Genomic DNA, 26,318 nt, shown 5'->3' with positions numbered 1-26,318 from the left:
TTTTTTCAACTTTAGGCGGTCCACTGGGCCGCCTTTTGTTTTTGCGGTCTCATTTTTGTCACCATGGGTTACGACTTTTCGTTGAGATTCAAAGGTTGATCAGATTCGTTTCATCCCTAGCTCTGTCAAGACCATCAACGCTGTTGAAATGAAGCACGACACACGGCTAGTTTTGCTGAGTGATTCATTTTGTTCCTGGGGGAGCGTGGTACTTTAAAACGTGGAAAGCGCCGAGATCTACACAACAGTAGGTTGGTGCAAAACGGTCGTGAACCGAACCATGTTTTGACAATTTGATGCGCGAAGGTGTGGGAGCCTTTTAGCGCAGTCTGTCGACCGCTCATTCTCCAGCGCCTGCTGTCTCCGAGACGTTTTCTCTTGGTGCAGCGGGCTCAACGCATAGAAGCAAGACAAGCCTCCGCAAGGGTATTTGCGGTGCGTCTATCTTGCGGGCTGCGGGGAACAGATGGGGCGCTAACGGTGGTGGCAGCCACGCGAGCAACTAAGAACAGGACAACGGGGACAGTATGACGAACGTGCAGTGGGACAAGGTGAAATCGGACATGCGTGCGGCTATCGGCGCAGGCAATTACAAAAGTTGGATTGAACCGCTGACACTCGTGACAGCTTCCGAAGGCGTTGCACGTCTTGGCGCCCCAAGCCCTTTCGTCGGCGACTATGTCGGCAAGACTTACGGCGACCAAATCATCTACCACCTCAACCGTCATGGCATGGCCGTTCAGCGCCTCGCGTTTGACGTTGAAGGTGCTGCTAACACTCCGGCCAAGCCCGTGGCCAAACCCGTTGAAAGCAAACCCGCGAACGCTCAGTCCGATGCGCAGCCCGATCAGCGTTTCACCTTCGACAGCTTCGTCGTCGGTAAACCGAACGAGCTCGCTCACGCTGCTGCCAAACGCGTTGCTGAAGGGGGTCCAACCACCTTCAATCCACTGTTCCTTTATGGCGGCGTTGGTCTTGGTAAAACGCACCTGATGCACGCCATCGCACACGAGCTCGGCGAAAAACGCCCTGACCTTAACGTGCTTTACGTCTCCGCCGATCAGTTCATCTACCGCTTCATCTCCGCGCTACGGGATCGCAAGATGATGGACTTCAAACAGCACTTCCGTTCCGTCGACGTACTGATGGTCGATGACATCCAGTTCCTTGAAGGCAAAGAATCCACACAAGAGGAATTCTTCCATACGTTCAACGCGCTGGTGGACCAAGGCAAACAGATCATCATTTCCGCTGACCGCGCACCTGGTGAAATCCGCGACCTGTCCGAGCGTATCAAATCCCGTCTCCAGTGTGGCCTCGTCGTCGACCTGCACCCGACAGACTACGAACTCCGCCTCGGCATCCTGCATGCCAAGCAAGAAATGTTCGTCAACGTCTACCCCGGCGTCGAAATCGCCACGGGCGTTCTTGAATTCCTCGCGCACCGCATTTCCAGCAACGTCCGCGTTCTTGAAGGCGCCTTGAACCGCCTTTACGCGCTGGCGTCCCTCGTGGGTCGCACCGTTTCTGTTGAGATGGCACAGGATTGCCTCTCCGACATTCTGCGTGCTTCTGATCGCAAACTCACCATCGAAGAAATTCAGCGCAAGGTGTCTGAACACTACGACATTCGCCTGTCAGATATGCTCGGCCCAAAGCGCACGCGCACGCTGGCCCGCCCGCGTCAGGTCGCAATGTGGTTGTGCAAACAGCTCACCAGCCGCAGCCTGCCCGAAATCGGCCGCAAGTTCGGTAAGCGCGACCACACGACGATCATGCACGGTGTGCGTAAAATTGATGAACTACGCCAATCTGACAGCCAAATTGCCGATGATCTGGAAATGCTGCGTCGCGCGCTCGAAGACTAGCATTAAACCCTTGTGGATGGGCTAAAATCCGCTAGTTTTGGCGTCCCGACACCTTGCGGGCATCACTAGCGGAGACAAGCCATGAAACTCAGCATCGAACGCGCAACACTGCTTAAAGCCGTGGCACAAGCTCAATCCGTTGTGGAACGCCGCAACACGATCCCGATCCTCGCAAATGTATTGATCGAAGCCGAAGGTGCCGAAGCCACATTCCGCGCGACAGACCTCGACATCGAAGTCGTCGACAAAGCCGCAGCCGTTGTTGAACGGGCAGGGGCTACGACGGTCTCCGCAGTGACACTGAACGAAATTGTCCGCAAACTTCCAGACGGCGCGCTTGTGACGCTGACCGAAGACAGCGCATCCGGCCGTTTGACCATCGAAGCAGGCCGCTCCAACTTCTCTCTCGCGACTTTGCCTAAGGAAGACTTCCCTGTGATGGCAACATCCGACTACGCCGCAAACTTCGCGTGCCCCGCGCCAGTCCTGCGTCGTCTGTTCGACAAATCCAAATTCGCGATTTCGACTGAGGAAACCCGGTACTACCTCAACGGTGTTTACATGCACGTCTCCGAATCCGATGGCGGCAAGGTATTGCGCTGCGTCGCGACTGACGGTCACCGCTTGGCCCGCATCGACGCTGACCTGCCCGAGGGCGCTGACGGTATGGCAGGCGTTATCGTGCCGCGCAAAACTGTGGGTGAGTTGCGCAAGCTTCTGGATGACGACGACATGGAAATCGCCGTGTCCGTGTCTGAGACAAAAATCCGTTTCGCCACACCTGACATCACCCTGACGTCCAAAGTTATCGACGGCACCTTCCCCGATTACACCCGCGTGATCCCGCAAGGGAACACCCGCAAAATGGAAGTCGACGCTGCCGAATTCGCCAAGGCCGTTGATCGTGTTGCAACCGTTTCTTCCGAACGGTCCCGTGCTGTGAAACTACAGCTGGACGAAGACCGTCTGATCCTGTCAGTCAACGCACCGGACTCGGGCGCTGCGGAAGAAGAACTCGCCGTGGCTTACGGCGACGAACGCCTCGAGATCGGCTTCAACGCCAAGTACCTCCTCGAAATCGCATCCCAAGTTGACCGCGAGAATGCCGTGTTCATGTTCAACTCATCCGGCGACCCGACCCTGATGCGCGAAGGCAATGACACCAGCGCGATCTACGTCGTTATGCCAATGCGGGTATAAGCGCACGGTGCGCTTCACGATTGAGAATTTGAAAAGGGGCCGCGCATAATGTCGGCCCTTTTTCTGTCTCGGCTCACTTTCTCGCATTTCCGCTCGCATAAGCGGGCCAGTCTGGACCTCGACGGGCGTCCGGTCGCCATCTATGGGCCGAACGGGGCAGGCAAAACCAACATCCTCGAAGCGGTTTCAATCCTGTCACCAGGCCGTGGCCTGCGGCGTGCAAGTTCCGATGACATGACCCGCCGCCCAGAGGCGCTCGGCTGGAAAGTTACCGCCGACCTCACGTCATTAAGCCAACAGCATGAAATCGAAGCGTGGTCCGAAAATGGCGCGTCCCGTCAAACCAAGATCGATGGTAAAGCCGCCGCGCAGGTCGCACTAGGCCGCATCGGGCGCGTCCTTTGGCTCATTCCCGCGATGGACCGCCTTTGGATTGAAGGTGCCGAAGGCCGCCGCCGTTTCCTAGACCGCGCCACGCTGTCCTTTGATCCGCTCCACGCCGAAGCGGTCCTGACCTACGAAAAGGCCATGCGCGAACGTAACCGCCTCCTCAAGGACATGGTGCGCGACGCCCATTGGTACGCAGCACTGGAACGTCAGATGGCTGAGTCCGGCGCACAGATCCACCGTAACCGAACGCATGCGCTTGAATTGCTGTCCACCGCGCAGGCCGCCGCTGAAACGGCCTTCCCAACAGCTACACTATCCCTCACGCATTCTGACCCCGCGTGCGACGCACTTGAAGACCCCGAAGCATTGCTTGCGACCTTTGCTGGCAGCCGTTCCCGCGACATGGCCGCAGGCCGCACCCTCATCGGTCCGCACCGCTCGGATCTCGGCGCAGTTTTTGCCGCCAAAGACGTTCCCGCAAAGGATTGCTCGACTGGCGAACAGAAGGCGCTTCTCATTTCCCTTATTCTCGCCAACGCTCGCGCTTTGGCGGATGATTTCGGAGCGCCCCCCATCCTGCTGCTAGACGAGGTCGCCGCACACCTCGATGCTGACCGCCGCGCCGCCCTTTATTCAGAAATCACGACATTGGGCGCGCAGGCCTTCATGACAGGAACCGAACGAAATCTGTTCGAAGACCTGGGCCCAAGGGCTCAATACGTCGAAGTCAACGAGTCTGATGGTGTCTCACATTCTCAATTGGTGGAGTAACTCATGCAGATCGAATGCATCCCCGAATACGCCTTAACCGCGGCTGATGACCAAAGCATCGCCGATCTATTGCTGCGCGGCTTTGCTGAGGATTTCGGCGGACGCAGCTATCACCAGCAACGCCACCACATGCGCATCATTGCCCGCAACGGCGGCGCCATGATCGGCCACATGGCGATCTGCTATCGGGATGTTTGCCTTGGGGAGAACCTCACAACGATCTGTGGCTTGGCCGAGGTCGTCACCGCCCCTGAAACGCGCGGTAAGGGGGTCGCTACCCAGCTTCTGAAGGCGGCAATTACCTTCGCAGAATCCACACAAGCGAAGTTCTTCGTGCTGTTCGGGGACCGCCCGATCTACGCTGGCCATGGGTTTATAACCGTTGGAAATGTCATCACCTACACATCGCTAGACTATGCCAAAACAGGTCAAGTTATCACTCGCGAAACACAGGCGCTAATGGTTCTACCCCTTACCGATCAGCCGTGGGATGAGGCCGCCCCGCTTGACCTTCTTGGGTGGAATTTCTAACCCGCACCAAAGCCCCGCTTTCACCCACAAAATATGGCCCAAATGCGTGACATTGCCACGCCAAATCGCTATATATTTGGGAACTTAACAAAAAGGGTCCGTAATGACCGACGAGCAGAATACACCGGAAGAATATGGCGCTGATTCCATCAAAGTTCTCAAAGGCTTAGAGGCGGTACGCAAGCGCCCTGGCATGTACATCGGTGACACCGATGATGGCTCTGGTTTGCATCATATGGTCTATGAAGTCGTCGACAACGGCATTGATGAAGCTTTGGCTGGTCACGCAGACGCTGTGAACGTCAAAATTCACGACGACGGCTCTGTTTCTGTGTCCGATAACGGGCGCGGTATTCCCGTTGGCATCCACGAAGAAGAAGGCGTTTCTGCCGCCGAAGTCATCATGACCCAGCTCCACGCTGGCGGTAAATTCGACAGCAACTCGTACAAGGTTTCCGGCGGCCTGCACGGCGTTGGCGTGTCCGTTGTGAATGCGCTGTCTGACTGGCTTGAGTTGCGCATCTGGCGCGACGGCAAAGAACACGTAGCCCGCTTTGAAGGCGGCTTCACCACCAAGTCTCTTGAAGTCGTCGGCGAATGCGGTGACCGCACGGGTACCGAAGTGCGCTTCATGGCGTCTCTCGAAACATTCTCCAGCCGCGAATACTCGTTTGAAACGCTAGAAAAGCGCCTGCGCGAACTGGCGTTCCTGAACTCTGGCGCGCGCATCATCGTCGAAGACGAGCGTCCTGCCGAACACCTGCGCACGGAACTTTTCTACGAAGGCGGCGTCAAAGAATTCGTCAAATACATCGATCGCTCCAAAACCTCGATCCTCCCAGAACCAATCTATGTGATCGGCGAAAAGGACGACATCGGCGTCGAAGTCGCGATGTGGTGGAACGACAGCTACAACGAAATGGTGCTGCCGTTTACCAACAACATTCCACAGCGCGATGGCGGTACGCACATGGCCGGTTTCCGCGCTGCGCTGACCCGCACCATCAACAACTACGCGGCCTCCAGCGGCATCGCCAAAAAGGAAAAGATCAACTTCACTGGTGATGATGCCCGCGAAGGCCTGACCTGCGTGTTGTCGGTAAAAGTACCGGACCCGAAATTCTCGTCCCAAACAAAAGACAAGCTCGTGTCGTCTGAGGTTCGCCCCGCGGTGGAATCCCTAATGAACGAGAAGCTGGCCGAGTGGTTCGAGGAAAATCCCGCGATCGCCAAAACCGTCGTCAGCAAAATCCTTGAAGCGGCCCACGCCCGTGAAGCCGCCCGAAAGGCCCGCGACCTGACGCGCCGCAAGACCGCGATGGATGTGAACTTTCTCGCAGGGAAGCTCAAAGATTGCTCCGAAAAAGACCCGTCCAAAACCGAAGTCTTCTTGGTGGAGGGTGACTCCGCTGGTGGTTCCGCTCAAACGGGACGTGACCGTCAAACGCAGGCCATCCTGCCGCTGAAAGGTAAAATCCTGAACGTCGAGCGGGCACGGTTTGACCGGATGCTGGGCTCCCAGGAAATCGGCAACCTCGTCATGGCGCTGGGCACCGGTATCGGGCGTGACGAATTCAATATCGAAAAACTACGCTACCACAAAGTCGTCATCATGACCGATGCTGACGTTGACGGGGCGCACATTCGTACGCTGCTGCTCACGTTCTTCTTCCGTCAAATGCCGGAATTGATCGAGCGCGGCAATCTCTACATCGCACAGCCGCCGCTTTACAAAGTCAGCCGTGGTAAGTCCGAAGTGTACCTTAAAGACCAAGCTGCGATGGATGATTACCTCACTGAACAGGGCGTCGAAGGTGCAATGCTGCGGCAGGGCAATGGCGAAGAAATCGTCGGCGCCGACCTGCGTCGTGTTGTCGATGAGGCGGGCCGCTTAAAGCGCGTGCTTGACGCCTTCCCGACGCATTATCCACGCCACATCCTTGAACAGGCCGCCATCGCGGGCGCGTTCGTTTCTGGTGCGGTTGAATCTGATCTACAGGGCGTTGCGGATCGCGTCGCCGCCCGTCTCGACCTGATTGCAAACGAATGGGAACGCGGCTGGCAAGGTCGCATCACGCAAGACAAAGGCGTGCGCCTAACCCGCATCCTGCGCGGCGTTGAAGAAGTCCGCACGCTTGACGGCCCAATGTTGCGCGGCGGCGAAGCCCGCAAAACAGGGTCCTTCACCCAGCACCTGCAAGAGGTCTACAACACTCCCGCGACCCTGATCCGCAAGGACCGCGTGCAAAATATCTACGGGCCGCTCGACCTTCTAAAGGCGATCCTGGAAGAGGGCGAGCGCGGGTTGTCGCTGCAGCGCTATAAGGGTCTGGGCGAAATGAACCCCGACCAGCTTTGGGAAACCACGCTTGATCCCGACGCACGCACACTGTTGCAGGTTCGCGTCGAAGACGTAGCCGAAGCCGACGATCTGTTCACCAAGCTGATGGGCGACGTTGTTGAGCCGCGCCGCGAATTCATTCAGGATAACGCCCTGAACGTCGAACACCTCGACTTCTAGAAAAATCGACCCCGTCGGAGCTTCCGGCGGGGATATTTGCGAAACAAAAGCAAACGATTATGCGTCAAGCACCTGCGCCATCACGCTCAGGAACCGCGCAACTTCGTCGATTGAATTATAGTGACACATAGACACGCGAACGGCGGCGTCTTGGCCCAAAGGCGTCAGGATGTTCCCGCTGTAGTGATCCGCTTTACGCACATGGGTTCGCACACCTTCGGCGTTTAAGGCAGCAACAATATCCGGCGCGGAAACGCTGTCTGCCCAGAAGCACACCAACCCCTCACGCGCGGGGTTATCGACCCCGCCGATGATCGTAACGCCCTCCATCTCGGCCAACCCTTTCAGGTTGCCAGTGCCATGCAACATCGCATCTGTCAGCGTTTTTTCATGCGCTTTGACTGCTGCACCAGCGGCCTCAATGCGTTCGCGGCGCGTGTCACCACCACCGACTTGCGACCCGAGCCAATCAAAGTAATCAACGACATCATGAAACGTCGCATAGGCACCCGTATCCCGCGTTCCCATCTCCCAGTTTCGCTCTGGTCCGCCATCAAGGTTCTCTGGCCCCAAGTCCGTAAGACGTTCACTCACCCAAGCAACGCCATACCCGTGCCGCGAAAACACCTTGTAGGGCGACACAACGTAACCATCCACGTCCGCAGCTACCAAATCTACCAGCCCATGGGACGCGTGCTGAATGCCGTCAACGATGATGAAGATCTCAGGCGCGACCGCGCGAATGGCCTTGGATATCGCCACCACATCCATGCCCATCCCCGTGACCGGCGAGGTATGCAAGATCGTCGCGACCTTGGTATCCGGCGTCACCGCATCAGCGTAGGCCTCTGCGGTGACCAGACCCAATGTGTCGTCGTGGCTGACCAATCGATAATCACGCCCCATCTTTTGCGCCCAATGGGCCATTGCCGATTGCGACGCGGGATGTTCAACCGTCGACCCGATCAACACCCCGCCGCTTGTCCCGACAACGGCCGTACGAATAAGCCGAAACAACAGCTCGGTCCCGCTTTCGCCAACAAACACCGTTCCATCAGACGCACCAAACCAGTCCAGCGCCGCCTCTTTGCTCTTGGCGATAACGTCGACCAACGCACGTGACGCAGGATTGTCCCGCCCCTGATTATCTGGAATTCCGGTGAATTTCGCTGAGGTTTCAACGACAGACTTCAACGTCAGCGCCCCGCCCGCGTTCTCGAAAAACACACGCGGACCCTGAAACGGGCAGGTGTCGACATGGGCAAATTTCCCACGGATCTCAGTCAGCAATTCGTCATCTATCATCACAAGTCTCCCTGCAATGAATTCAACGTATCGACCCACCGAAAACCAGCAAAATCGCGACTAAAGATCAATCATCTGCGCCACTTCGACTGTCCCGCTGCCATCGACAACCATCGGGTTGTTCTTGGCGTGGGCACAGGCCGCTTCGTAATCAGCGGCCTCAATCACTGTGTAACCGGAAACCGGATTGGCGCCGCCGTTCTCGACATGGCCGTTCGCGCTTACGGTGTGGGATTGCCCGACAGGTGCGCCGCCATCAACCGTTGCCGCCCCCATGGTTTCATACCAAGCGGCCCACGCAGCCATTGCCTTCGCACCCTCTTCGGGTGTCTCCGGCATTCCGCCGCCATGATAAACGAATAAGAATTTAGGCATTTCAAGTCCTCCCAAACATGAAGGACACCATTAAACACCCAACTGGGTGAGTCGCACAAATCCGACGGAACTAGCCCGCAGCCGGCCCCACATGGATTTCACCACGTTCCTTGGCAAGCGCGATCTGCTTTTGGCGTTCGCGGAACCGCTCTTTATCTGCCTCGCTCGTTTCACCCGCGCACTGGTGACAGGAAACGCCGTGTTCGTACTCAGTGCGGTTCTTGTCCTCAGGCATCAACGGACGACGGCAGGCAAAACACAAAACATGCGGCCCTTCTTCCAACCCATGACCAACAGACACACGGGCATCAAATACGAAACATGACCCGTCCCACGTGCTTTCTTCCTGTGGCACCTCTTCAAGGTATTTCAGGATCCCACCCTTCAGGTGGTACACGTCCTCAACTCCTTGCCCGAGCAAATAATTCGTCGACTTTTCACAGCGAATACCGCCGGTGCAAAACATCGCGATCCGCTTATTATGGAAGCGCCCTTTGTTGGCGTCCCACCATGCAGGAAACTCACCGAAACTTTTAGTTTCAGGGTCTATTGCACCATCAAACGTCCCAATCGCGACCTCATAGTCATTGCGTGTGTCAATCACCGCCACGTCCGGCGACTTGATCAATTCGTTCCAATCTTGCGGCGAAACGTAGTTGCCAACGTTTACCGTTGGGTCCACATCCGGCTGTCCCATCGTCACGATTTCACGCTTGATGCGCACCTTCATGCGGTTGAACGGCGGCACGCTGGCCTCGCTCTCTTTCCACTCGAAATCTGCACAACCGGGTAGGGCGCGGATATGCGCCAACACGGCATCAATACCCGTGCGCGGTCCCGCGATCGTCCCGTTGATACCTTCGGGCGCCAAAAGCAACGTTCCCATAACATCGCCTGCGGCACAAACGGCAGCCAACGGCCCTTTCAAGGCGGCGGGGTCACTGAACGGGGTGAAATGATATAATGCTGCGACTGTATACATGGGCCTCCAAATACGATCAGCTTTGTTTAAGCGCAAGCACCGTTAGGGTGCTAACCACGTATCCAGTTTCGATCCTAACGCATCCCAATCCGTGTATTCCTTATCCTTGCCGAGATCCGCTTCCGGGTCCTTCGCTGCAATGATCCGCCGCATGATGACTCGCGTTAACAGGTCATACTTCGACGGCAGATAAGCACCCGCCACGTGTTCAACAGTGGATGGTGTCCAACCGGTCGCGTCCTGAAGATCCACCGCAATCCCGTCTAGCGCTCTCCAGTCTTCGGCATCATGTCCCCCAGCGCCAAGCGATACCGACAAGAATAAGACCGGCGCAGTGTACAAAGGCTTCCGTTCTTGCGCCTTGATGCGGATCAATGAACCCACCCCTTGGCCCCATGCATCAAGGACCGTAAGAAAGGGCAACACGTAAGAAAGGTGATTTCATGACCCACGCGCTCCTCGTCATCGACGTCCAAAACGACTTTTGCCCAGGCGGCGCGCTCGCCGTAACCGGTGGTGATGAAATCGTGACAGGCATCAACGCGATTATGCCCGATTTCGATGCCGTGATCCTGACGCAAGATTGGCACCCAGCGGGCCATTCGTCCTTTGCCAGCAGCCACAACGCCGACCCGATGAGCATGACCGAAATGCCCTACGGCCCCCAAGTCCTCTGGCCCGATCACTGCATCATCGGCACAAACGGCGCGGCGTTTCACATGGATCTGAACACCGACGCCGCCGACATGATCATCCGCAAGGGCTACAACCCTTTGATCGACAGCTACTCGGCGTTCTTTGAAAACGATCACACAACGCCCACAGGCCTGTTCGGCTACCTACAAACCCGGGGCATCGACACGCTCACGATGGTGGGCCTCGCCACAGATTTCTGTGTGAATTACTCCGCCGTAGACGCCGCAAACCTCGGCCTCACCGTCACCGTCCGCACAGACCTCTGCCGCGCGATTGATTTTGACGGCAGTTTGGCGGCAGCGATTGAGGGGATGAAGGCTGTGGGTGTTGATATCCGCGAATGACCGCATTGAGCCCAGAGTTACCATAGCTCTTGGCTCGTCAGAGCACTGCGGTTTGGTCTTCGAGTAGTTTTCCCCACGTGAAAATCTCGAAGGTTCGATACTCTGGAAAATAGAATGGATCATTGGCAACCAGATGTTCAACTTGCGGTTTGTTTTCTGCCTCAACTACCCAAAGCGCACCACAAAATTCTTCATCCGTCTCGGGCTTCAAACCACCACCAATCAACAATTCTGGATGATCCTTCGCATAGGCAACATGTGCGTCGCGCAGTTCCTTTTTCTTTCTAATATCCAACATTTGTGGCGTATCTCGAAAAATAACTACCCAACGTGTCATCCGCTTCTCTCCCATATTTTTGAAAACTATAGGCATGATCTATGAGTTCTATAGGGCCAAAAAAACTCAAACCTATGTCCAGAAACCAAAGGCAACTTTGTCCCGCAAAGCGGACTTTCACTCCATCGCCAAATTCCTGCCCCAATCCTCCGTTAACCCTGCTCTAAGAGCAGTTAACAGGAGCCAAAAATGGCCCGCACGAACCTAAATATCTTCGCCTTCAGCGGCCTCTTTATCATTGGCCTAACCCTTTGGGCATGGGGCCAGCCGTTGATCTGTACCTGTGGCGACATCAAACTCTGGGTGCCGACAATCTTTGACAGCGGCAACTCGCAACATATCGCGGATTGGTACACGCTTTCGCACATTCTGCACGGCGTCCTGATTGCGCTGCTGGGTCGCTTGGCCTTCCCGCGTTTCGGGTTCAACGGCGCGTTTCTCGCCGCCATCGTGACAGGCATCGGTTGGGAAGTGATCGAACACACGAACTGGGTGCTGGATGCCTTCCGCGCGACAACGATCAACGCCGGCTATCACGGGGACAGCGTGTTGAACGCGGTGGCTGACTACGTCTTCATGATGGGCGGTTTCTTCGCCGCTTATTCACTGCGCATTCCCGCGGTTCTTTTCGGTGTCCTTGGCCTCGAACTTGTCGCGGGCATCTTTGGTCGCGATAATCTGACGCTTTCAACGATCCAGCTGGTCGCCCCGATTGAGGCCATCGACGCGTGGCAACAAGAACTGAACCCACGCGCCGAAAGCTAGACAGTCTTATACCTACGCAGGCCGACGTTAGCTGCGGTCGCCAAACCACATGCGCAACGATAAGAAGTCCCAATAGAAGCGCGATCAAACCATGCGCCGCCCGTGGCCCAAGGTCGTCGAAGTTCTCAGGCAGTGCTTCGCCTGATCCACCAAAAACAATCGCCGGAAGCACAGCCATCTGCGCCATTGCCATGCCCGCCGCCACAGAACTCGCCCCAACGCTCTTTAGCATCATCGCGGAAGTGAACGCAGATCTGATCTCTCTCCTCAGTGAAGCCCAGACAGACGCTTTGCGCGATATCTTAACCACATTGATGCAGCGCCCTTAATGCTTGCCCCTTGCGCCTAAAACCCGCAAAACTCCCTAAGTCTAAGGGAGAACATCATGGTCGACATCGCAACCCGCGTCTGGAACCACAAATGGAAGATCGACCCGATCGTCCGTTCCCTGATCGATACCGACTTTTATAAACTGCTGATGTGCCAATCGGTGTTCCGCAATAAGCCCGATACGCAGGTCACGTTCTCGCTGATCAACCGCTCCAAAAACGTGCGCCTCGCGGACCTCGTGGACGAAGGCGAATTGCGCGAACAGCTTGACCATGTCCGCTCCCTCTCGCTCACCCGTGGCGAGTCCACATGGATGCGCGGCAATACGTTTTACGGCAAACGCCAGATGTTCAGCTCGGAATTCATGGACTGGTTCGAAAACCTCCGCCTACCGCCCTACCACCTTGAGAAAAAAGACGGCCAATACGAACTCACATTCGAAGGCTCATGGCCCGAAGTCATGCTCTGGGAAATCCCCGCCCTGTCCATCCTGATGGAACTGCGCGGCCGCGCGGTCCTCGGCACGATGGGCCGCTTTGAACTGCAAGTCCTCTACGCCCGCGCCATGACCAAACTCTGGGAAAAGGTCGAAAAACTCCGCCCGCTCGACGGCCTCAAAGTCGCGGACTTCGGCACCCGCCGCCGCCATTCCTTCCTGTGGCAAGACTGGTGCGTGCGCGCCATGCAAGAAGGCTTGGGCGACAGCTTCATCGGCACCTCCAACTGCCTGATCGCCAAAAACCGCGAGGTCGAGGCCATCGGCACCAACGCCCACGAACTCCCCATGGTCTACTCCGCGCTGGCCAAAGATGACGACGCCCTGTTCCAAGCGCCCTATGACGTTCTGCGCGATTGGCACGACGAACACGAAGGCAACCTGCGCATCATCCTGCCCGACACCTACGGCACCCAAGGCTTCCTTGATAATGCGCCCGATTGGCTGGCCGGCTGGACAGGCATCCGCGTGGATTCCGGCGACCCCGCCACAGGCGCCGAACGCGCGATTGACTGGTGGACATCACGCAATGAGGACCCCCGCGAAAAACTGGTGATCTTTAGCGACGGTCTGGACGCTGAAAAAATCATCGCCCTGCACAAACAATTTCAGGGCCGCTGCAAAGTCTCGTTCGGCTGGGGCACCATGCTCACCAACGACTTCAAAGGCCTGACGACGGGCGACACCCTCGCCCCGTTCTCGCTGGTCTGCAAAGCCGTCACGGCCAACGGCAACCCCACCGTCAAACTCTCCGACAACCCCAACAAAGCGATGGGACCAGAAGCGGAGATCGAACGCTACAAACGGGTGTTTGGGGTCGGGGAACAGGAACGGGTGGAGGTTGTGGTATGATAGATTATAACGAAGAAGTTGATAAATTGAGGTGTTTCTGAATGGCTATTGAATGGGTCTTGCCGGTCGCAAAGGAAGCGTACAAGCATCGCGAGAAAGCGTTTACCGGCTTTGATACCCTTATGTCTAAGGTTTTTGGTACAAAGCATAGGATTGCATTTGTCGGACCCGGTGGAATAGGAAAGTCGGTTCTATTGGATCATTTAAATGGCAAAGCTAGTAAACCAAATTACAAAGCGCCAGCGATGTCCAAGAAAGAGGAATTCGGCGGAGCTAAAAGTAATGGGAACCGCTTAGGGGTCATCGTCGCACCAGGTCAGGGGGGACCTAAACTTGATAGTTATGAGAACATTTTCGGTGAAAAAACAGCAGTTGATGGCATTGTTTTCGTAGCAGCATCTGGCTTGGTGTCTCTTCGAGATGAGCGCGCAATGAGACTAATGATTGAAAAGGGCATTAACACAACTGAAAAGTGGCGAGATCTCAACCGTCAGACCGAGTTGGAAGAGTTAAGCCAAATCTGCACACTGTTGCGAACCTTGAAAATGAAAGCAAGAAAGCCGAAGTGGCTACTAGTGGCAGCAACGAAAATTGACTTAGATTATCATAATATCGAGCTCGTTAAAGACTACTATTCCCCATCAGGATCCGGGCCATTCCCGACCCGCTTGAATGAACTTTTAGCACAGCTCGGTAGCGATAACTTCGAGTGGGATTCCGTACCCGTATGTTCTCAGCTAGATGATTTCGAATGGGGGGGGCAAAGGATTTCTCCGAATTTGAATGAAGCTCAGCGGGATCATTATCTTGCCCAGATGCTTCAAAAAATGGGAGAACTTTGCAGATGAACGAAGACAGAGAACTATCCGAATTACGCCTGAACGACGAGCGTGACATGAAATCGTTTGGTCAATTGGTGGAACTTGCTGAAAGCGTTCAAAAAGACCTAGAAGCGATGAAGAGAACTAGGTTCTTAACTACCGTACTTGCGGTTTCGATGTCGTTCACTATCGCCGCCTTTGCGCCGTTTTTAGTAGGTAGGTCTCCCAACGACTTCTATGGTCTAACCGCTGTTCAAGGTTTCAACCTGACTACGGTACCTTTGGCTATGGGATTCGTTTTCGCGTCCGGCGTCGTTGCCCGTTGGTTCTACGAAACGAGGATAGAGAGAGAGTCGCGCGCGTATCGATCAGTAATGTTAATCGTTCACGAAGTTTTCTCCGCGTCAAAAACTGAGATGTCCGTTTTAGAGATTGCGAACTATGAAATCAGGGTTTCTAGGTTAAGGTAGTCATCACTCCTCAAACCTTCCCCCGCAACGCCTTAACCTCTCCACGCTTCTTCTTCGCTTCCACGCGTTTGCGTTTTTGGTTTTGCGACACGCGAGTCTTTACCCGTCGTTTCGGGGCCACCAGTGCGGCGCGGATCATCTCGGCCAGTCGTTCCCGTGCCAATTCCCGATTGCGGGCTTGGGATCGTGTGTCTTGCACGAAAATCACCACCGCGCCGTCGCCCGTCCACTTGCGCCCCGCGATCCGTTTTAGCCGCGCCTTCACCGGACCCGTCAGCGCAGGGGATCGCGCCGCCTCGAACCGCAGCTCCACGGCGGTGCTCACCTTATTGACGTTCTGACCACCGGGGCCAGAGGCGCGCACGAAACTTTCCACCAGCTCCCAATCGCTAATCTCGATATTGTCGTTAATTCTCAGTCCCATGCGGGTCCGTCCGTTCTGTGGTGCGAAAAATGTACATACGGGATGTGTACAGGTTGTGTACGGGTTGTGTACGCGATCTGCATACGAAAAAGGGCCGCCCAAGGTAAGGCGGCCCTTCGAAAGTTCAGGAGGTGTGACCGGTTAGAGAAGCGCAATCCGAAAAGTGTTGTGCGGTTTTCGGAGTAAATTGCGCGACCTTCAACGGCGTCTCACCTGCGGTAAATCGTGCCCAAGGGCTGCCCTAGACACGGCCCCCCACAGTTGTCCCGACACACGCTTCCACTATCTTTCTAGACACTGGTACACCTCCTTTTCTGTTTCTGATGGTGATAGCAAACCACAACATCTTGGGATCACCAAACAAAAAATGACGAGGGTTAGATATTCCGTTGCAATCGGCCCACAATCAGGCGGAACGGGATTAGGGCGATAAGGGCCACAGCGATCTTCACACCCCAGTCCGCAACAGCCAGTGTCACCCAAAGCGGGGCCTCAGGTCCGGTAAGGAGGAACGGAACGCTATCGAGCGCCCAAGAGACCTCAGCATCCGCATTCGCGCCAAAAGACAGCAAGCCACTGAACGCAATGGTGAAAAACAGCACCGTGTCGATCGTTGAGCCGATAAAAGTAGACGCCAAAGGCGCCTTCCACCACGCGCCGTCCCGTAGGCGCTGGAAGATCGAAACGTCGATCAGTTGTGCAACAACGAAACCCGTTGCCGAGCCAATCGCGACACGCAGTGCAACGGCAGGGAATTCATACCCGTCGCCTTGGATCATAATCTGGCTACCGATAAGCGAGCAAATGATACCCACCACAAAACCAATGAACACAACGCGCCGCGCAGGGCCTGCGCCATAAACACGGTTCATCACGTCGGTCACAAGGAATGCGAGCGGGTAGGTGAATGCACCCCAAGTGAGCAATCCATCAAGGATCAGAAACTGTACGAGGATGTTAGAAGCCACCACAACGATGGCCATGGCGATTACGCCAGGTAGAAGCTTGGTCATTTTATCAATCCGTTTTGACAAGGTAGTCGGACACTTGGCCCTCCAGAATGAAGGACGCCGCCCTAATGCGGGGCGGCGTTCACTTTGTCAAACGGTCTTTAGGTTACTCGCTTTGCGCAACTGCCAAACACTGCCCGGGCAGGCGCGCCATGGTGAGCGGCCCGCGTGGTGTTCTTGGGGTCGCGTTAGGATCGGCAGGTTGCGGTGGGGGCGGGTTAAGAATGTCGTTCACCCAGTTTTGCGCATCCGCACAGCCATCTCCTGCCGGAGGTGGCGCTTGGTTTTCGCAGTCACGGGCCCCAGCAGGGCAGGTCAGTCGAACGTGGAAATGATAGTGGTGCCCGTACCATGGTCTGATTTTGTTTAACCAAGACCGGTCACCCGTCGCCCAATTGCACATGGCAACTTTTGCGCCGGGAAAGACAAAAATCCGTGCGGTGCGCGGGTCGCTCGCGGCGGCGCGCAGAACTTGCATATGCTCGGTCGTCCAGCTGGAATTGGTGAACGCACCACGTTCGCGGCGCATAGAGATCGACGACAGGTTCTCGCGCTCCTGTCGGGACAGGTTCAAACGATCAGGAGGCAACATCCAGATATCCGCGTCCAACCCGATCTGGTGTGACGCGTGACCGGTCAACATCGGGCCACCGCGCGGCTGGCTTAGGTCGCCAACATACAGGCCTTCCCAACCATCAAGCGTTGCCGCGAAACGGCTAAGGTCCTGAACGTAGTCAATCAGAACAGGCTGGCCCCAATTGCGGTTGCGTGACAAACGCATGGCCTGCCATGTCGGGCCCGTTTCGGGTAGTTGAACCGCTCCAGCCTGACAGCCACGTGCGTACCCGCCAAAGGATTCAGATCGTTGATTTGACGCTGCCGGAATATGCCCGAACACTTCCTTTGCCACACGGTTGTCATTGGCATTTTGCGTAGACATCACCGCGGCCGGCGCGCGTGTGTTGCCCTGCACATCACTGCGCGTCACTTCGGAATTCCGGCAACTCGCCGTTAATACGAGCGCGGCAATCATCAGGGCATGTTTGAACGTGTTCTTCCTCGTCAGGTTTCCCATTCGTCCCGATCTCCTTGTGGATTAACCCACCTTAGCAAGAACAACCCCACGAGGAAAAGAAAGATCACGGGAAGGAATCCAAGCTGGTTGTTACTGGTCAAATACGTGAACAGGGTGATGAACGCAGGCGCTAGAAACGCGGTCGCTTTGCCTGACAATGCAAAAAGACCAAAGGCTTCGGCAGGGCGTTCGGGGTGCGTATGGCGCACCATCATTGACCGGCTTGAGGCATAAACCGCACCGCCCGCGCCGCCAATAATCGCGCCGCAAACGAAGAAGATGATATCGGGCAGGGATGATCCTTCTGCCAATGGAATACCAAATATGGCCTCTCGTGACATGCCTACAATTATAATGGACACCACGATCAACGCCCATACAGACATCTTGATGACCGGCTTAGGGCCCATCCGTTGGTCGGCAAGACCAGCCAGCCATGTGGTGATGGCCGCAGCAATTGCCGCGATGATGCCGAAGATACCGATATCAATCGTCTGCCAATCAAGAACCAGCGCCGCATAGACGCCGCCAAAAGCGTACAATGCGTTCAGCGCATCCCGATAAAACATAGAGCCGACTAGAAAGTTCAACAGGCTTTTGCGGTCTTTGACCGACTTCAACGTTTCCCAAAGCTCACCGGCGACGGCGCGGATATCGGTTGGCTTGCCACCAAGTTTCGGGTCGTCCCGCACCCAGAGCCAGAACGGGATCATAAACAGCGCGAACCAAAACGCGATGAATGGTCCAACCGAACGCGTGCCTTCACGCATTTCAGGATCCAAACCAAACAGTGGCGCATTCCCTAATAGGGTTACGCCTTGCTCATTCTCAGCGAACAGCAACAGCATGATGAACAACGCAGTCACACCGCCCCAGTACCCGAAAGCCGCCCCGGACCCGCTGATCCGCCCGATTTCATCTTTGGTCCCAAGGCTTGGCAAAATCGCGTTGGTGAAATTCAACGCACTTTCTGCGGCGATGAAGCCAACGTAAAACAGAACCAATATCCAAATGACATTCGCGCCATCTGGCGTAAGCCCCCACAGCATCGCAGTGGCAATCACATAGATAATGGAAAAGAACGCGATCCACGGCATCTTGCGTCCAGAATTGTCCGCAAACGCCCCTAGGAAAGGCGCGGTAAATGCAATCAAAAGGCCTGCAACGGTTTGCCCGCTCGACCAAAGACTTTGCGCATTCGCTTTCGCGACTTCAGCATCCGATCCGCTGTTCAGGAAATACTCGGCAGCGGCGACGGCGAAGTAGGGGCCGAAAATGAACGTCAAACCTAGCGTGTAAAATGGTTGCGATGCCCAATCAAAGGCCATCCAGCCCCAAATACGTTTCTTGGATACTGTAGACATTCGTGCTCCCTCATTCCCTTAACCGGATAAGACAGGCAAAGCAGCGGTCTGGCAATGGGTTAACGGGCGCGGGGTGCCGTGCAGCGGGTCCTACTGGGCGATTTGAACCAAGTAATTTCAGGGTCTAAATATCTACAGGCAACGCACCAGAGACCTTCAATTGCCGCAGAATAAAGGTGGTTGCCGTCGTTTTTACGACCTTCAGCCTAAAGAGGCTCTGCATAATAAATTGCTCAAGGCTTTCAGGATCGGTGGCCGCAACCTTTAGGATGTAGTCGAAGTCGCCAGTGATTGACGAACATTCAAGTACTTGTTCATTGGTATCGATGAAGGTCTGAAATTTAGCAATCGTGGCAGCGTCGTAATCTACGAGAGAAATCTGAATGTGCGCAAGGGCTCGCAGCCCCAGTCTATTTCCGTCAACAATTGCCGCGTAACGGGTGATGTAACCTTCTTCTTCAAGGCGTTTAACACGTCGCCAACATGGGGACGCCGACAGACCCACGGCATCCGAAAGTGCCTGCGTACTGGCACGTCCTTCACGTTGAAGTTCCTTCAGGATCAGCTTTTCGTAATTATCGAGCATATATTTACCTAGCTTTGGACGATTTCAGCACAAATTTACCTAGATCTACCAATTTCAGGTCAATTTAGAAGCACAATCCTACATTCCAGACGGTATCATCTTCAAAACCCCTTCCGAACATGAAGAAAAGGTCACTTCGATGAACCCTCAATCCTACGTCTACCAATCCATCGCGCGCGCCACCAAAGATCACGGTACGACGAACATGTTCGGCCTGATGGGGGACGCGAATCTGTTTATGGTTGATAGCTTTGTGCGGGAATGCGGCGGAAAATTTATCCCCGTAGCCCACGAGGGAAGCGCGATTTTGATGGCGGAGGCCTACGCCCATGTTTCGGGAAAGGTCGGCGTCGCAACCGTCACCCATGGGCCTGCCCTTACCAACTGTATGACCGCGATGACCGAAGCCGCCAGAGGGCAAACACCGATGGTTATTCTGGCAGGCGATACGCCAGTTGATAACCCACGCCACCTGCAAAGCATCGATCAACGCGAACTTGTGAAAGTCACAGGTGCCGGTTTCATTCAGCTTCGCTCACCAGCAACTGTGACAGAAGATGTGGCGCGGGCGTTTTACCGTGCGCAAGTCGAACGTCGCCCAATCGTTTTGAATATGCCTGCAGACTTCATGTGGCAGGACTCGGGCTATGCCATCAAAATCCTCGATGTCTTTACAACACCTGGCGGAGTCGCCGAAGGGGATACCCTCGACAATGCAATTGGCATGATTGCTTCGGCGCGACGCCCGTTAATTTTGGCAGGTGGCGGCGCAATTCATGCTCGTGATGAACTCGTGCAATTGGCTGATCGGCTGGAAGCCCCCCTTGCGACCACATTGCGCGCCAAAGGTCTGTTCAATGACCACCCCTATAACATCGACATCTTTGGTACGCTTTCCACACCTGCCGCCTATGATCTGATCGCACAATCCGATTGCATCATCTGCTTTGGCACTGCGCTGCATGATTTCACGACTGACCGTGGCAAGCTGATGAAAGACAAACGGATCATTCAAATTGACGTTGATCCAACTGCGATTGGCGGTGGCTTGCACCCTGACGCGGCCCTAGTCGCAGACACGGGTCTGACTGCTGAAACCATTTTGTATTGGTTGAACGAAGCCGAAGTTCCAGCAAGCGGGTTCACCCGTGAACTGGATACCGCGACGCTCACCGCGCACACGCCAGGATCCGGCAAAGTTTCAGAGGGTTTCGTAAACTACGTGGACACGCTTGAACGTCTCGAAGTCGCACTGCCCAAGGACCGTGTATTGGTCACCGATGGCGGACGTTTTATGACCGAGGTTTGGTGTCGCATTTCCGTCCCTAATCCACATAGTTTCGTCGGTACCGTTAATTTCGGTGCAATCGGGTTAGGGTTGCAGGTCGCAGTTGGCGCTGCCGTTGCAGCACCGGATCAACCCGTCGTTCTGTTTAGCGGTGATGGCGGTTTCATGATGGGGGGTATCAATGAGTTCAACACAGCCGTGCGCCTTGGGCTTGATTTGATTGTGATCATCGCAAACGATTCCGCCTACGGGGCCGAACACATTCAGTTTGTTGACCGTAAAATGGACCCAAGCTTGACGGAGTTCTCATGGCCGTCCTTTGCTGAAATCGCGAATGCTCTCGGTGGGGAAGGGTATGAGGTGCGCTCAAACGATGAACTTGAAACAGCGCTGCAGGCTCTGGAAAACCGTAAAGGTCCGATCTTGATTGAACTTCGCCTCGATCCCGCCGATGTCCCGGCTATGCGTATCTGAGACCTACAGCTCAGGTGGCCAAACGCGTGTCGCCTCGGCTTCTATCCAGTTCGTGACCCATGGCGCGGGCTCAGGGCGTGGGTCGGTGATGTTCAACGCCTTGATCAACTCATCCGTAGGAACCGCGCGGCCCTTTGATACGACTGCCGTGCGGAACAACACATTGCTCGCACATTCGCCATTCTTCTTGAACATACCCTGCTCAATATAGACGAACCGCTCGTCCCACGTGGCAATGCGCGTGCGTGTTTCGTACTTTTCAAACGGGGTGATCCGCTTGCGATACCTGATAGACGTTCCCGCAACCGTCAGCCCCCAACGCCGTTTCTTTAACAGCGCCCAAAGCCCCATGCGAACCGCCGCCTGAAAGCGCCCCATCTCATAAAGTGTCAGAATTCGGCCGTTGTTCATCTCGCCGAAGATATCGCAATCAACCAGCCGACAGCGGTGCTGGGACACGTGCATGTCCAGCGGGTTCATCAGGGGCATTTTGCGGGCTGACATCAATGTCCAGCCAAGGCGGAGAAATGGATACATGCAACCTACAGACGATTAAGTGACGTTAACGTCAAGTGGTGACGCAACGGAAAGTTTACGGCGAAAGTCATTGCCCTTTAACCCCTCCATGCTTACCTCTCTGAAAACAAACTTTAGGACTCGCTATGGCATCTTTGCTTGAAATCTTACTGATGATCATCGGCGTCGCTCGCCTGTTCATTTTTGCGCACTTCATCATGTCATGGCTGATCCAGTTCGAAGTTCTCAATCTACGCCAGCAATTCGTTGCCCAGCTTTGGTACAGCTTGTCCCGTTTGCTTGAACCGATTTACGGCCCCATACGCCGTATTCTCCCACAGATGAGCGGTATCGACCTTTCACCACTGGTTGCCCTTCTTGGCCTTGAAGCGATCCGCATTGTGTTAGAAAGACAGCTGATCGCGATAGGCTAACACTTGCCCCGAGCGTCCCCCTGTGATTCTTTGCGCGCAACCATGCCACTCAAATCACAGGGTCCAACATGAGCGCTGCCACGCTTCTTCGCGACGTCTTCGGCTTTGACGGTTTCCGTCCGGGCCAGCAAGAGATCGTTGAGGCTGTGACCGACGGCAAAAATACCCTCGCGATAATGCCGACGGGCGGCGGGAAATCCCTCTGTTTCCAACTTCCTGCTTTGGTGCGTGATGGTGTCACTGTTGTAATCTCGCCGCTCATCGCCCTCATGCGTGACCAAGTGCGAGGGCTAAGGGAGGCAGGTGTCGTTGCGGGCGCGCTGACATCTGGAAACACCGAAGAAGAAACCGACGAAGTTTGGCGTAACCTCGAAAACGGCACGCTAAAGCTTCTCTACATTGCCCCCGAACGCCTCGCTTCAAACGGCGCGCAGCGGATGTTGCGGCAGGCTGGTGTTTCGATGATTGCGGTGGATGAAGCGCATTGTGTGTCCCAATGGGGGCACGATTTCCGCCCCGACTATCTCCGCATCGGTGATCTGCGTCGTGACCTTGATGTGCCGCTCGCTGCGTTTACCGCCACTGCGGATGCCGAAACCCGCGATGAAATTGTCGCGAAACTTTTCGGTGATCACCCGCCAGAGATTTTTCTGCACGGATTTGATCGCCCCAACATCCACCTCGCGTTTGCTGCCAAAGACGGGCCGCGCGCCCAGATACTAAACTTTGCGAACGTGCGCCGCGAACAGGCCGGCATCGTCTATTGCGGCACCCGCGCGAAAACCGAAACGCTTGCGAAGGCGCTGCGCGATGCAGGCCACACCGCCTGCCATTATCACGGCGGGATGGAGGCCGATGACCGCCGCCACGTCGAACGACGTTTCCAACAAGAAGATGGGTTGATCGTTTGCGCGACGATCGCGTTTGGTATGGGCATCGACAAACCGGATATCCGCTGGGTCGCCCATGCTGATCTGCCAAAGTCCATTGAATCCTACTACCAAGAAATTGGCCGCGCTGGGCGGGACGGTGCGCCAGCCGAAACCCTGACGCTGTTTGGCCCCGACGACATCCGCTACCGCCGTCAACAAATCGACGAAGGTCTTGCCCCACCGGAACGCCGCGAAGCAGATCACGGGCGATTAAACGCGCTCCTCGGCCTCGCCGAAGCATTGCATTGTCGCCGCCAAAACCTGTTGTCCTATTTCGGTGAAGACCCAGCGCCCTGTGGCCACTGCGACCTGTGCGACAAACCCGCTGATGTATTTGACGGAACAACACCCGTCCGCATGGCGCTGTCAGCCGCATTGCGGACAGATGAACGCTTTGGCTCGGGTCACCTCATCGACATTCTGCTGGGTAACATGACCGAAAAAGTCGCGCAGCGTAGTCACGACCAACTGCCGACGTTTGGCGTTGGCAAAGAATACAGCCGCGTTCAATGGCAGGCGATCTTTCGGCAAATGATGGGCCATGACCTTATGCGACCGGATGCGGAACGCCACGGTGCTTTGCGGATGACCCAAAAGGCTCGCCCGATCCTACGCGATGAAGCTACAATCGACCTGCGCCGCGACACGATCAAATCCGCCAAGTCAGGTCCGAAAGTTAAGCAAATGGTGTCTGAAGAAGACGCGCCATTGCTGTCTGCACTAAAGGCCAAGCGCCGCGCGTTCGCGGAACAGCTCGGAGGCCCGGCCTATATCGTTTTCAATGACAAAACCCTCATCGAGATGGCGGAAAAACGCCCCGCGACACTGGATGACATGGCTCGTATTGGTGGCGTTGGCACCAAGAAACTCGATAGCTATGGAATTGCTTTCATAGAAGTCATCAACGGTGAGGCAGAGTCCCTCCACCCAAAACGCCAGAAACTTGCGGGCCGGACAGAGGGCACGATTTATGATCGCCTCCTTGAAGTGCAAGCAGACCTGTCGCGCGGGCCGGAAGGTACTGATAAACCGATGTCGTGTTCTGCATCGCAACTTGCTAAGGTCGCCAGCCAAAAACCAAGCGACGAACAGGCAATCACCCGCCTTCTTGGAGAACGCCACGCTGACCGTTTTGGGACAGCGTTTCTGTCCGTACTGCGCGATGCCTAACCAAAGGAACTGATTTGCAATGTTAACCGTCATCTCACCCGCTAAATCCCTCGATTGGGATCCCGTAGAATTCGAACCGACAGAACCCGATTTTCAGGAAGACGCCGTTCGTTTGGCCAAGACATCGCGCAACCTAACACTCGGCGCGCTAAAGGACTTGATGTCGATCTCGGATGACCTTGCCCGTCTGAACCGCGACCGCTTCAAAGCCTTTGAGGAAGCGCCGTCACCAGATCGCGTCAAGCCCGCAGCACTCGCGTTCAATGGCGATACCTACCAAGGGCTAGAAGCGAAAACGTTAAGTGATGAAGACATGGCCTATGCGCAGGACAACTTGCGCATTCTGTCTGGTCTTTACGGGCTGCTGCGCCCACTTGATGCGATCCAACCATACCGATTGGAAATGGGTAGTCGCCTGAAAACGCGGCGTGGTAAGTCCTTGTATGACTATTGGGGCACGACCCTGTCCAAGGCATTGAATGTGCTCGGCGAAGAACGCGGTACGGATACCTTGGTAAACTGCGCCAGCCAGGAATACTTCGGTGCGGCAGACACTAAAGCACTGAAGTTAAACGTCATCACGCCGGTCTTCATGGAAATCAAAGACGATCGCCCTCGGATTGTGAGCTTTTTCGCAAAACGCGCCCGTGGGGCGATGGCGCGCCATATCATTGAAAACCGCATCACCACATTTGAGGGTGTCACGGATTTCACATCAGGTGGTTACGCGTTTGATCCCGACCTTTCAAGCGAAGGCAAACCCGTATTCCTACGTGACTACCCCGATCCAAAGACGAGCTAGATCCGTTCAATCGCCAGTGCGATACCTTGACCGCCGCCGATACACATCGTGATCAATGCGCGCTTTCCAGCGGTGCGTTCCAACTCATACATCGCCTTCACGGTAATGATTGCCCCAGTCGCCCCGACCGGATGCCCCAATGCAATCGCACCCCCATTCGGGTTCACTTTCGCAGGATCAAGACCCAAACCCTTAGTCACCGCCAAGGCTTGTGACGCGAAGGCCTCGTTACTTTCAATGACATCGAAATCAGCGACGGAAAGACCGGTTTTGACAAGCAGGTTTTCTACTGCGGGTACGGGTCCGATCCCCATAACTTCGGGTCGGACACCGGCGTGCGCATATCCCAATACCCGGAACTTCGGCGTCAATCCTGCTGCGTTGGCCGCGTCGACCGTTGCCAAGACAATCGCCGCTGCGCCGTCATTAATACCAGACGCGTTGCCTGCCGTAACCGTGCCATCCTTCTGAAAGACAGTCCGGAGGCTGCCCAGCGCTTCTATTGTTGTCGCCTTCGGATGTTCGTCGCGCTTGAATTCAACCATTTCGCGGCGTTGTTTGACCTCAACCGGAACGATCTGATCGTCGAAATACCCAGCGTCGATCGCCTTCGCAGCACGTTCTTGCGATGCCAGCGCGAACGCATCCTGATCATTGCGCGTGATGTCATGTTCAGCCGCCACGTTCTCAGCCGTGACGCCCATGTGCCCCGTCCCGAACGGACAATTCAACGCGCCCAACATCATGTCACGCCCCGTGACGTCACCCATTTTTGCACCCCACCGCGCATCTGGAAGAATGTGGGGCGCCCGGCTCATGCTTTCAGCGCCGCCAGCGAGGGCGAATTCGGCGTCTCCCAGCATGAGAGACTGAATGACAGATACAATCGCTTGCAGGCCAGATCCGCAAAGGCGGTTCACGTTCATCGCAGGAACTGTCTCTGGAATGCCGGCGCCCATTGCTGCGACGCGACTAAGGTACATATCGCGTGGCTCGGTATTGATGACATGCCCGAAGGCCACGTGGTTTAATTGATCGGGGGCGACCCCACCGCGCTCCATAGCGGCCTTTGCAACAATCGTCCCAAGATCAATGGGCGTAATTCCCGCAAGACTACCACCAAAGCCGCCGATGGCGGTGCGTGCTCCGGAAAGAATGACGATGTCGGACATGATAGGCTCCCTTTAAT

General features: G+C 55.6%; 27 protein-coding genes. 15 read left to right on the top strand and 12 right to left on the bottom strand.

The annotated features are described in order from the left end of the window. Positions 1-527 precede the first annotated feature (527 nt). The 5 genes from dnaA (at position 528) to gyrB (ending at position 7,281) form a co-directional block, all read left to right on the top strand. Complete coding sequence (dnaA, locus tag OCA8868_RS11495) at positions 528-1,868, top strand: chromosomal replication initiator protein DnaA (protein ID WP_093996701.1); 1,341 nt, start codon at positions 528-530, stop codon at positions 1,866-1,868. An 81-nt stretch (positions 1,869-1,949) separates the two neighbouring features. Beyond that, positions 1,950-3,068 (top strand): DNA polymerase III subunit beta, encoded by a 1,119-nt coding sequence (gene dnaN / locus OCA8868_RS11490; protein WP_093996700.1) that lies wholly within the window; start codon positions 1,950-1,952, stop codon positions 3,066-3,068. Between the two features lie 48 nt (positions 3,069-3,116). Beyond that, complete coding sequence (gene recF, locus OCA8868_RS11485) at positions 3,117-4,229, top strand: DNA replication/repair protein RecF (protein WP_093996699.1); 1,113 nt, start codon at positions 3,117-3,119, stop codon at positions 4,227-4,229. 3 nt (positions 4,230-4,232) lie between these two features. Further along, positions 4,233-4,760, top strand: coding sequence for a GNAT family N-acetyltransferase (locus OCA8868_RS11480; RefSeq protein ID WP_093996698.1), 528 nt, complete (start codon positions 4,233-4,235; stop codon positions 4,758-4,760). Positions 4,761-4,863: 103 nt separating this feature from the next. Beyond that, entirely contained in the window at positions 4,864-7,281 is a 2,418-nt protein-coding gene (gyrB, locus tag OCA8868_RS11475; RefSeq protein ID WP_093996697.1) for a DNA topoisomerase (ATP-hydrolyzing) subunit B, read from the top strand. Positions 7,282-7,338: 57 nt separating this feature from the next. Here gyrB and OCA8868_RS11470 read toward each other — a convergent pair whose 3' ends face one another. The 4 genes from OCA8868_RS11470 to OCA8868_RS11455 all read right to left on the bottom strand — a co-directional run bounded on the left by OCA8868_RS11470 (position 7,339) and on the right by OCA8868_RS11455 (position 10,318). After that, entirely contained in the window at positions 7,339-8,586 is a 1,248-nt protein-coding gene (locus tag OCA8868_RS11470; protein WP_093996696.1) for an aminotransferase class V-fold PLP-dependent enzyme, read from the bottom strand. Between the two features lie 60 nt (positions 8,587-8,646). Continuing rightward, a complete protein-coding gene (locus OCA8868_RS11465) occupies positions 8,647-8,961 on the bottom strand; it encodes a YciI family protein (RefSeq protein WP_093996695.1) in 315 nt (104 codons plus the stop codon). Between the two features lie 70 nt (positions 8,962-9,031). Next, positions 9,032-9,943 carry an oxygen-dependent tRNA uridine(34) hydroxylase TrhO gene (gene trhO / locus OCA8868_RS11460; RefSeq protein WP_093996694.1) on the bottom strand — a complete coding sequence of 304 codons (912 nt, stop codon included), beginning with the start codon at positions 9,941-9,943 and terminating at the stop codon, positions 9,032-9,034. A gap of 42 nt (positions 9,944-9,985) precedes the next feature. After that, the gene (locus OCA8868_RS11455) at positions 9,986-10,318 is read right to left on the bottom strand and encodes a hypothetical protein (protein WP_245848196.1); all 333 of its coding nucleotides are present in this window, start codon (positions 10,316-10,318) and stop codon (positions 9,986-9,988) included. Between the two features lie 68 nt (positions 10,319-10,386). Between OCA8868_RS11455 and pncA the strand changes: the two genes are divergently transcribed. Continuing rightward, a complete protein-coding gene (gene pncA, locus OCA8868_RS11450; RefSeq protein ID WP_093996692.1) occupies positions 10,387-10,983 on the top strand; it encodes a bifunctional nicotinamidase/pyrazinamidase in 597 nt (198 codons plus the stop codon). Positions 10,984-11,020: 37 nt separating this feature from the next. Here the strand turns inward: pncA and OCA8868_RS11445 are convergent, their stop codons facing one another. Continuing rightward, the gene (locus tag OCA8868_RS11445) at positions 11,021-11,320 is read right to left on the bottom strand and encodes a YciI family protein (protein ID WP_093996691.1); all 300 of its coding nucleotides are present in this window, start codon (positions 11,318-11,320) and stop codon (positions 11,021-11,023) included. Between the two features lie 189 nt (positions 11,321-11,509). Here OCA8868_RS11445 and OCA8868_RS11440 point away from each other — a divergent pair, with 189 nt between their 5' ends. From OCA8868_RS11440 to OCA8868_RS11425, 5 genes are all read left to right on the top strand, one after another. Then, a complete protein-coding gene (locus OCA8868_RS11440) occupies positions 11,510-12,085 on the top strand; it encodes a DUF2585 family protein (RefSeq protein WP_093996690.1) in 576 nt (191 codons plus the stop codon). A 191-nt stretch (positions 12,086-12,276) separates the two neighbouring features. Continuing rightward, positions 12,277-12,414, top strand: coding sequence for a hypothetical protein (locus tag OCA8868_RS16690; RefSeq protein ID WP_179214846.1), 138 nt, complete (start codon positions 12,277-12,279; stop codon positions 12,412-12,414). A 56-nt stretch (positions 12,415-12,470) separates the two neighbouring features. Further along, complete coding sequence (gene pncB, locus OCA8868_RS11435) at positions 12,471-13,763, top strand: nicotinate phosphoribosyltransferase (protein ID WP_093996689.1); 1,293 nt, start codon at positions 12,471-12,473, stop codon at positions 13,761-13,763. Positions 13,764-13,804: 41 nt separating this feature from the next. Beyond that, positions 13,805-14,611 carry a hypothetical protein gene (locus tag OCA8868_RS11430; protein WP_093996688.1) on the top strand — a complete coding sequence of 269 codons (807 nt, stop codon included), beginning with the start codon at positions 13,805-13,807 and terminating at the stop codon, positions 14,609-14,611. After that, the gene (locus OCA8868_RS11425; protein WP_093996687.1) at positions 14,608-15,054 is read left to right on the top strand and encodes a hypothetical protein; all 447 of its coding nucleotides are present in this window, start codon (positions 14,608-14,610) and stop codon (positions 15,052-15,054) included. The genes OCA8868_RS11430 and OCA8868_RS11425 overlap by 4 nt, the downstream gene beginning before the upstream one ends. Positions 15,055-15,064: 10 nt before the next feature. Here the strand turns inward: OCA8868_RS11425 and arfB are convergent, their stop codons facing one another. The 5 genes from arfB to OCA8868_RS11400 all read right to left on the bottom strand — a co-directional run bounded on the left by arfB (position 15,065) and on the right by OCA8868_RS11400 (position 19,513). After that, complete coding sequence (arfB, locus tag OCA8868_RS11420) at positions 15,065-15,478, bottom strand: alternative ribosome rescue aminoacyl-tRNA hydrolase ArfB (RefSeq protein ID WP_093996686.1); 414 nt, start codon at positions 15,476-15,478, stop codon at positions 15,065-15,067. Between the two features lie 377 nt (positions 15,479-15,855). Then, positions 15,856-16,491, bottom strand: coding sequence for a queuosine precursor transporter (locus OCA8868_RS11415; protein ID WP_093996685.1), 636 nt, complete (start codon positions 16,489-16,491; stop codon positions 15,856-15,858). A 103-nt stretch (positions 16,492-16,594) separates the two neighbouring features. After that, a complete protein-coding gene (mepA, locus tag OCA8868_RS11410) occupies positions 16,595-17,563 on the bottom strand; it encodes a penicillin-insensitive murein endopeptidase (protein ID WP_370737997.1) in 969 nt (322 codons plus the stop codon). Further along, complete coding sequence (locus OCA8868_RS11405; protein ID WP_093996684.1) at positions 17,551-18,927, bottom strand: MFS transporter; 1,377 nt, start codon at positions 18,925-18,927, stop codon at positions 17,551-17,553. The genes mepA and OCA8868_RS11405 overlap by 13 nt, the downstream gene beginning before the upstream one ends. A 124-nt stretch (positions 18,928-19,051) precedes the next feature. After that, on the bottom strand, positions 19,052-19,513 hold the full coding sequence (locus OCA8868_RS11400; RefSeq protein WP_093996683.1) for an Lrp/AsnC family transcriptional regulator: 462 nt from the start codon (positions 19,511-19,513) through the stop codon (positions 19,052-19,054). Positions 19,514-19,652: 139 nt separating this feature from the next. Between OCA8868_RS11400 and OCA8868_RS11395 the strand changes: the two genes are divergently transcribed. Further along, positions 19,653-21,275, top strand: a complete 1,623-nt coding sequence (locus tag OCA8868_RS11395; protein WP_093996682.1) for a thiamine pyrophosphate-binding protein — start codon at positions 19,653-19,655, stop codon at positions 21,273-21,275. 3 nt (positions 21,276-21,278) lie between these two features. Here the strand turns inward: OCA8868_RS11395 and OCA8868_RS11390 are convergent, their stop codons facing one another. Continuing rightward, complete coding sequence (locus OCA8868_RS11390; RefSeq protein ID WP_093996681.1) at positions 21,279-21,812, bottom strand: acyl-CoA thioesterase; 534 nt, start codon at positions 21,810-21,812, stop codon at positions 21,279-21,281. A 125-nt stretch (positions 21,813-21,937) separates the two neighbouring features. Between OCA8868_RS11390 and OCA8868_RS11385 the strand changes: the two genes are divergently transcribed. From OCA8868_RS11385 to yaaA, 3 genes are all read left to right on the top strand, one after another. Then, entirely contained in the window at positions 21,938-22,225 is a 288-nt protein-coding gene (locus tag OCA8868_RS11385; RefSeq protein ID WP_093996680.1) for a YggT family protein, read from the top strand. 68 nt (positions 22,226-22,293) lie between these two features. Next, positions 22,294-24,327: a DNA helicase RecQ gene (gene recQ, locus OCA8868_RS11380; RefSeq protein ID WP_093996679.1), complete on the top strand. Its 2,034-nt coding sequence runs from the start codon at positions 22,294-22,296 to the stop codon at positions 24,325-24,327. A 19-nt stretch (positions 24,328-24,346) separates the two neighbouring features. Then, positions 24,347-25,129 (top strand): peroxide stress protein YaaA, encoded by a 783-nt coding sequence (gene yaaA, locus OCA8868_RS11375; RefSeq protein WP_093996678.1) that lies wholly within the window; start codon positions 24,347-24,349, stop codon positions 25,127-25,129. Here the strand turns inward: yaaA and OCA8868_RS11370 are convergent. Further along, positions 25,126-26,301 carry an acetyl-CoA C-acyltransferase family protein gene (locus OCA8868_RS11370; protein ID WP_093996677.1) on the bottom strand — a complete coding sequence of 392 codons (1,176 nt, stop codon included), beginning with the start codon at positions 26,299-26,301 and terminating at the stop codon, positions 25,126-25,128. The two genes, yaaA and OCA8868_RS11370, sit on opposite strands and share 4 nt — an antisense overlap. Between the last annotated feature and the right edge of the window lie 17 nt (positions 26,302-26,318).

Source organism: Octadecabacter ascidiaceicola (assembly GCF_900185015.1).
GTDB classification, from domain to species: domain Bacteria; phylum Pseudomonadota; class Alphaproteobacteria; order Rhodobacterales; family Rhodobacteraceae; genus Octadecabacter; species Octadecabacter ascidiaceicola.
The sequence above is the reverse complement of the archived record's forward strand: the minus strand, read 5'-3'. Positions and strand labels throughout refer to the sequence as shown.

Bases quoted from the DNA above. Each gene is read 5' to 3' on its own strand.
- dnaA (WP_093996701.1), top strand. From the start codon at position 528: ATGACGAACGTGCAGTGGGACAAGGTGAAATCGGACATGCGTGCGGCT.
- dnaN (WP_093996700.1), top strand. From the start codon at position 1,950: ATGAAACTCAGCATCGAACGCGCAACACTGCTTAAAGCCGTGGCACAA.
- recF (WP_093996699.1), top strand. From the start codon at position 3,117: ATGTCGGCCCTTTTTCTGTCTCGGCTCACTTTCTCGCATTTCCGCTCG.
- OCA8868_RS11480 (WP_093996698.1), top strand. From the start codon at position 4,233: ATGCAGATCGAATGCATCCCCGAATACGCCTTAACCGCGGCTGATGAC.
- gyrB (WP_093996697.1), top strand. From the start codon at position 4,864: ATGACCGACGAGCAGAATACACCGGAAGAATATGGCGCTGATTCCATC.
- OCA8868_RS11470 (WP_093996696.1), bottom strand. From the start codon at position 8,586: ATGATAGATGACGAATTGCTGACTGAGATCCGTGGGAAATTTGCCCAT.
- OCA8868_RS11465 (WP_093996695.1), bottom strand. From the start codon at position 8,961: ATGCCTAAATTCTTATTCGTTTATCATGGCGGCGGAATGCCGGAGACA.
- trhO (WP_093996694.1), bottom strand. From the start codon at position 9,943: ATGTATACAGTCGCAGCATTATATCATTTCACCCCGTTCAGTGACCCC.
- pncA (WP_093996692.1), top strand. From the start codon at position 10,387: ATGACCCACGCGCTCCTCGTCATCGACGTCCAAAACGACTTTTGCCCA.
- OCA8868_RS11445 (WP_093996691.1), bottom strand. From the start codon at position 11,320: ATGACACGTTGGGTAGTTATTTTTCGAGATACGCCACAAATGTTGGAT.
- OCA8868_RS11440 (WP_093996690.1), top strand. From the start codon at position 11,510: ATGGCCCGCACGAACCTAAATATCTTCGCCTTCAGCGGCCTCTTTATC.
- OCA8868_RS16690 (WP_179214846.1), top strand. From the start codon at position 12,277: ATGCCCGCCGCCACAGAACTCGCCCCAACGCTCTTTAGCATCATCGCG.
- pncB (WP_093996689.1), top strand. From the start codon at position 12,471: ATGGTCGACATCGCAACCCGCGTCTGGAACCACAAATGGAAGATCGAC.
- OCA8868_RS11430 (WP_093996688.1), top strand. From the start codon at position 13,805: ATGGCTATTGAATGGGTCTTGCCGGTCGCAAAGGAAGCGTACAAGCAT.
- OCA8868_RS11425 (WP_093996687.1), top strand. From the start codon at position 14,608: ATGAACGAAGACAGAGAACTATCCGAATTACGCCTGAACGACGAGCGT.
- arfB (WP_093996686.1), bottom strand. From the start codon at position 15,478: ATGGGACTGAGAATTAACGACAATATCGAGATTAGCGATTGGGAGCTG.
- OCA8868_RS11415 (WP_093996685.1), bottom strand. From the start codon at position 16,491: ATGACCAAGCTTCTACCTGGCGTAATCGCCATGGCCATCGTTGTGGTG.
- mepA (WP_370737997.1), bottom strand. From the start codon at position 17,563: ATGGGAAACCTGACGAGGAAGAACACGTTCAAACATGCCCTGATGATT.
- OCA8868_RS11405 (WP_093996684.1), bottom strand. From the start codon at position 18,927: ATGTCTACAGTATCCAAGAAACGTATTTGGGGCTGGATGGCCTTTGAT.
- OCA8868_RS11400 (WP_093996683.1), bottom strand. From the start codon at position 19,513: ATGCTCGATAATTACGAAAAGCTGATCCTGAAGGAACTTCAACGTGAA.
- OCA8868_RS11395 (WP_093996682.1), top strand. From the start codon at position 19,653: ATGAACCCTCAATCCTACGTCTACCAATCCATCGCGCGCGCCACCAAA.
- OCA8868_RS11390 (WP_093996681.1), bottom strand. From the start codon at position 21,812: ATGTATCCATTTCTCCGCCTTGGCTGGACATTGATGTCAGCCCGCAAA.
- OCA8868_RS11385 (WP_093996680.1), top strand. From the start codon at position 21,938: ATGGCATCTTTGCTTGAAATCTTACTGATGATCATCGGCGTCGCTCGC.
- recQ (WP_093996679.1), top strand. From the start codon at position 22,294: ATGAGCGCTGCCACGCTTCTTCGCGACGTCTTCGGCTTTGACGGTTTC.
- yaaA (WP_093996678.1), top strand. From the start codon at position 24,347: ATGTTAACCGTCATCTCACCCGCTAAATCCCTCGATTGGGATCCCGTA.
- OCA8868_RS11370 (WP_093996677.1), bottom strand. From the start codon at position 26,301: ATGTCCGACATCGTCATTCTTTCCGGAGCACGCACCGCCATCGGCGGC.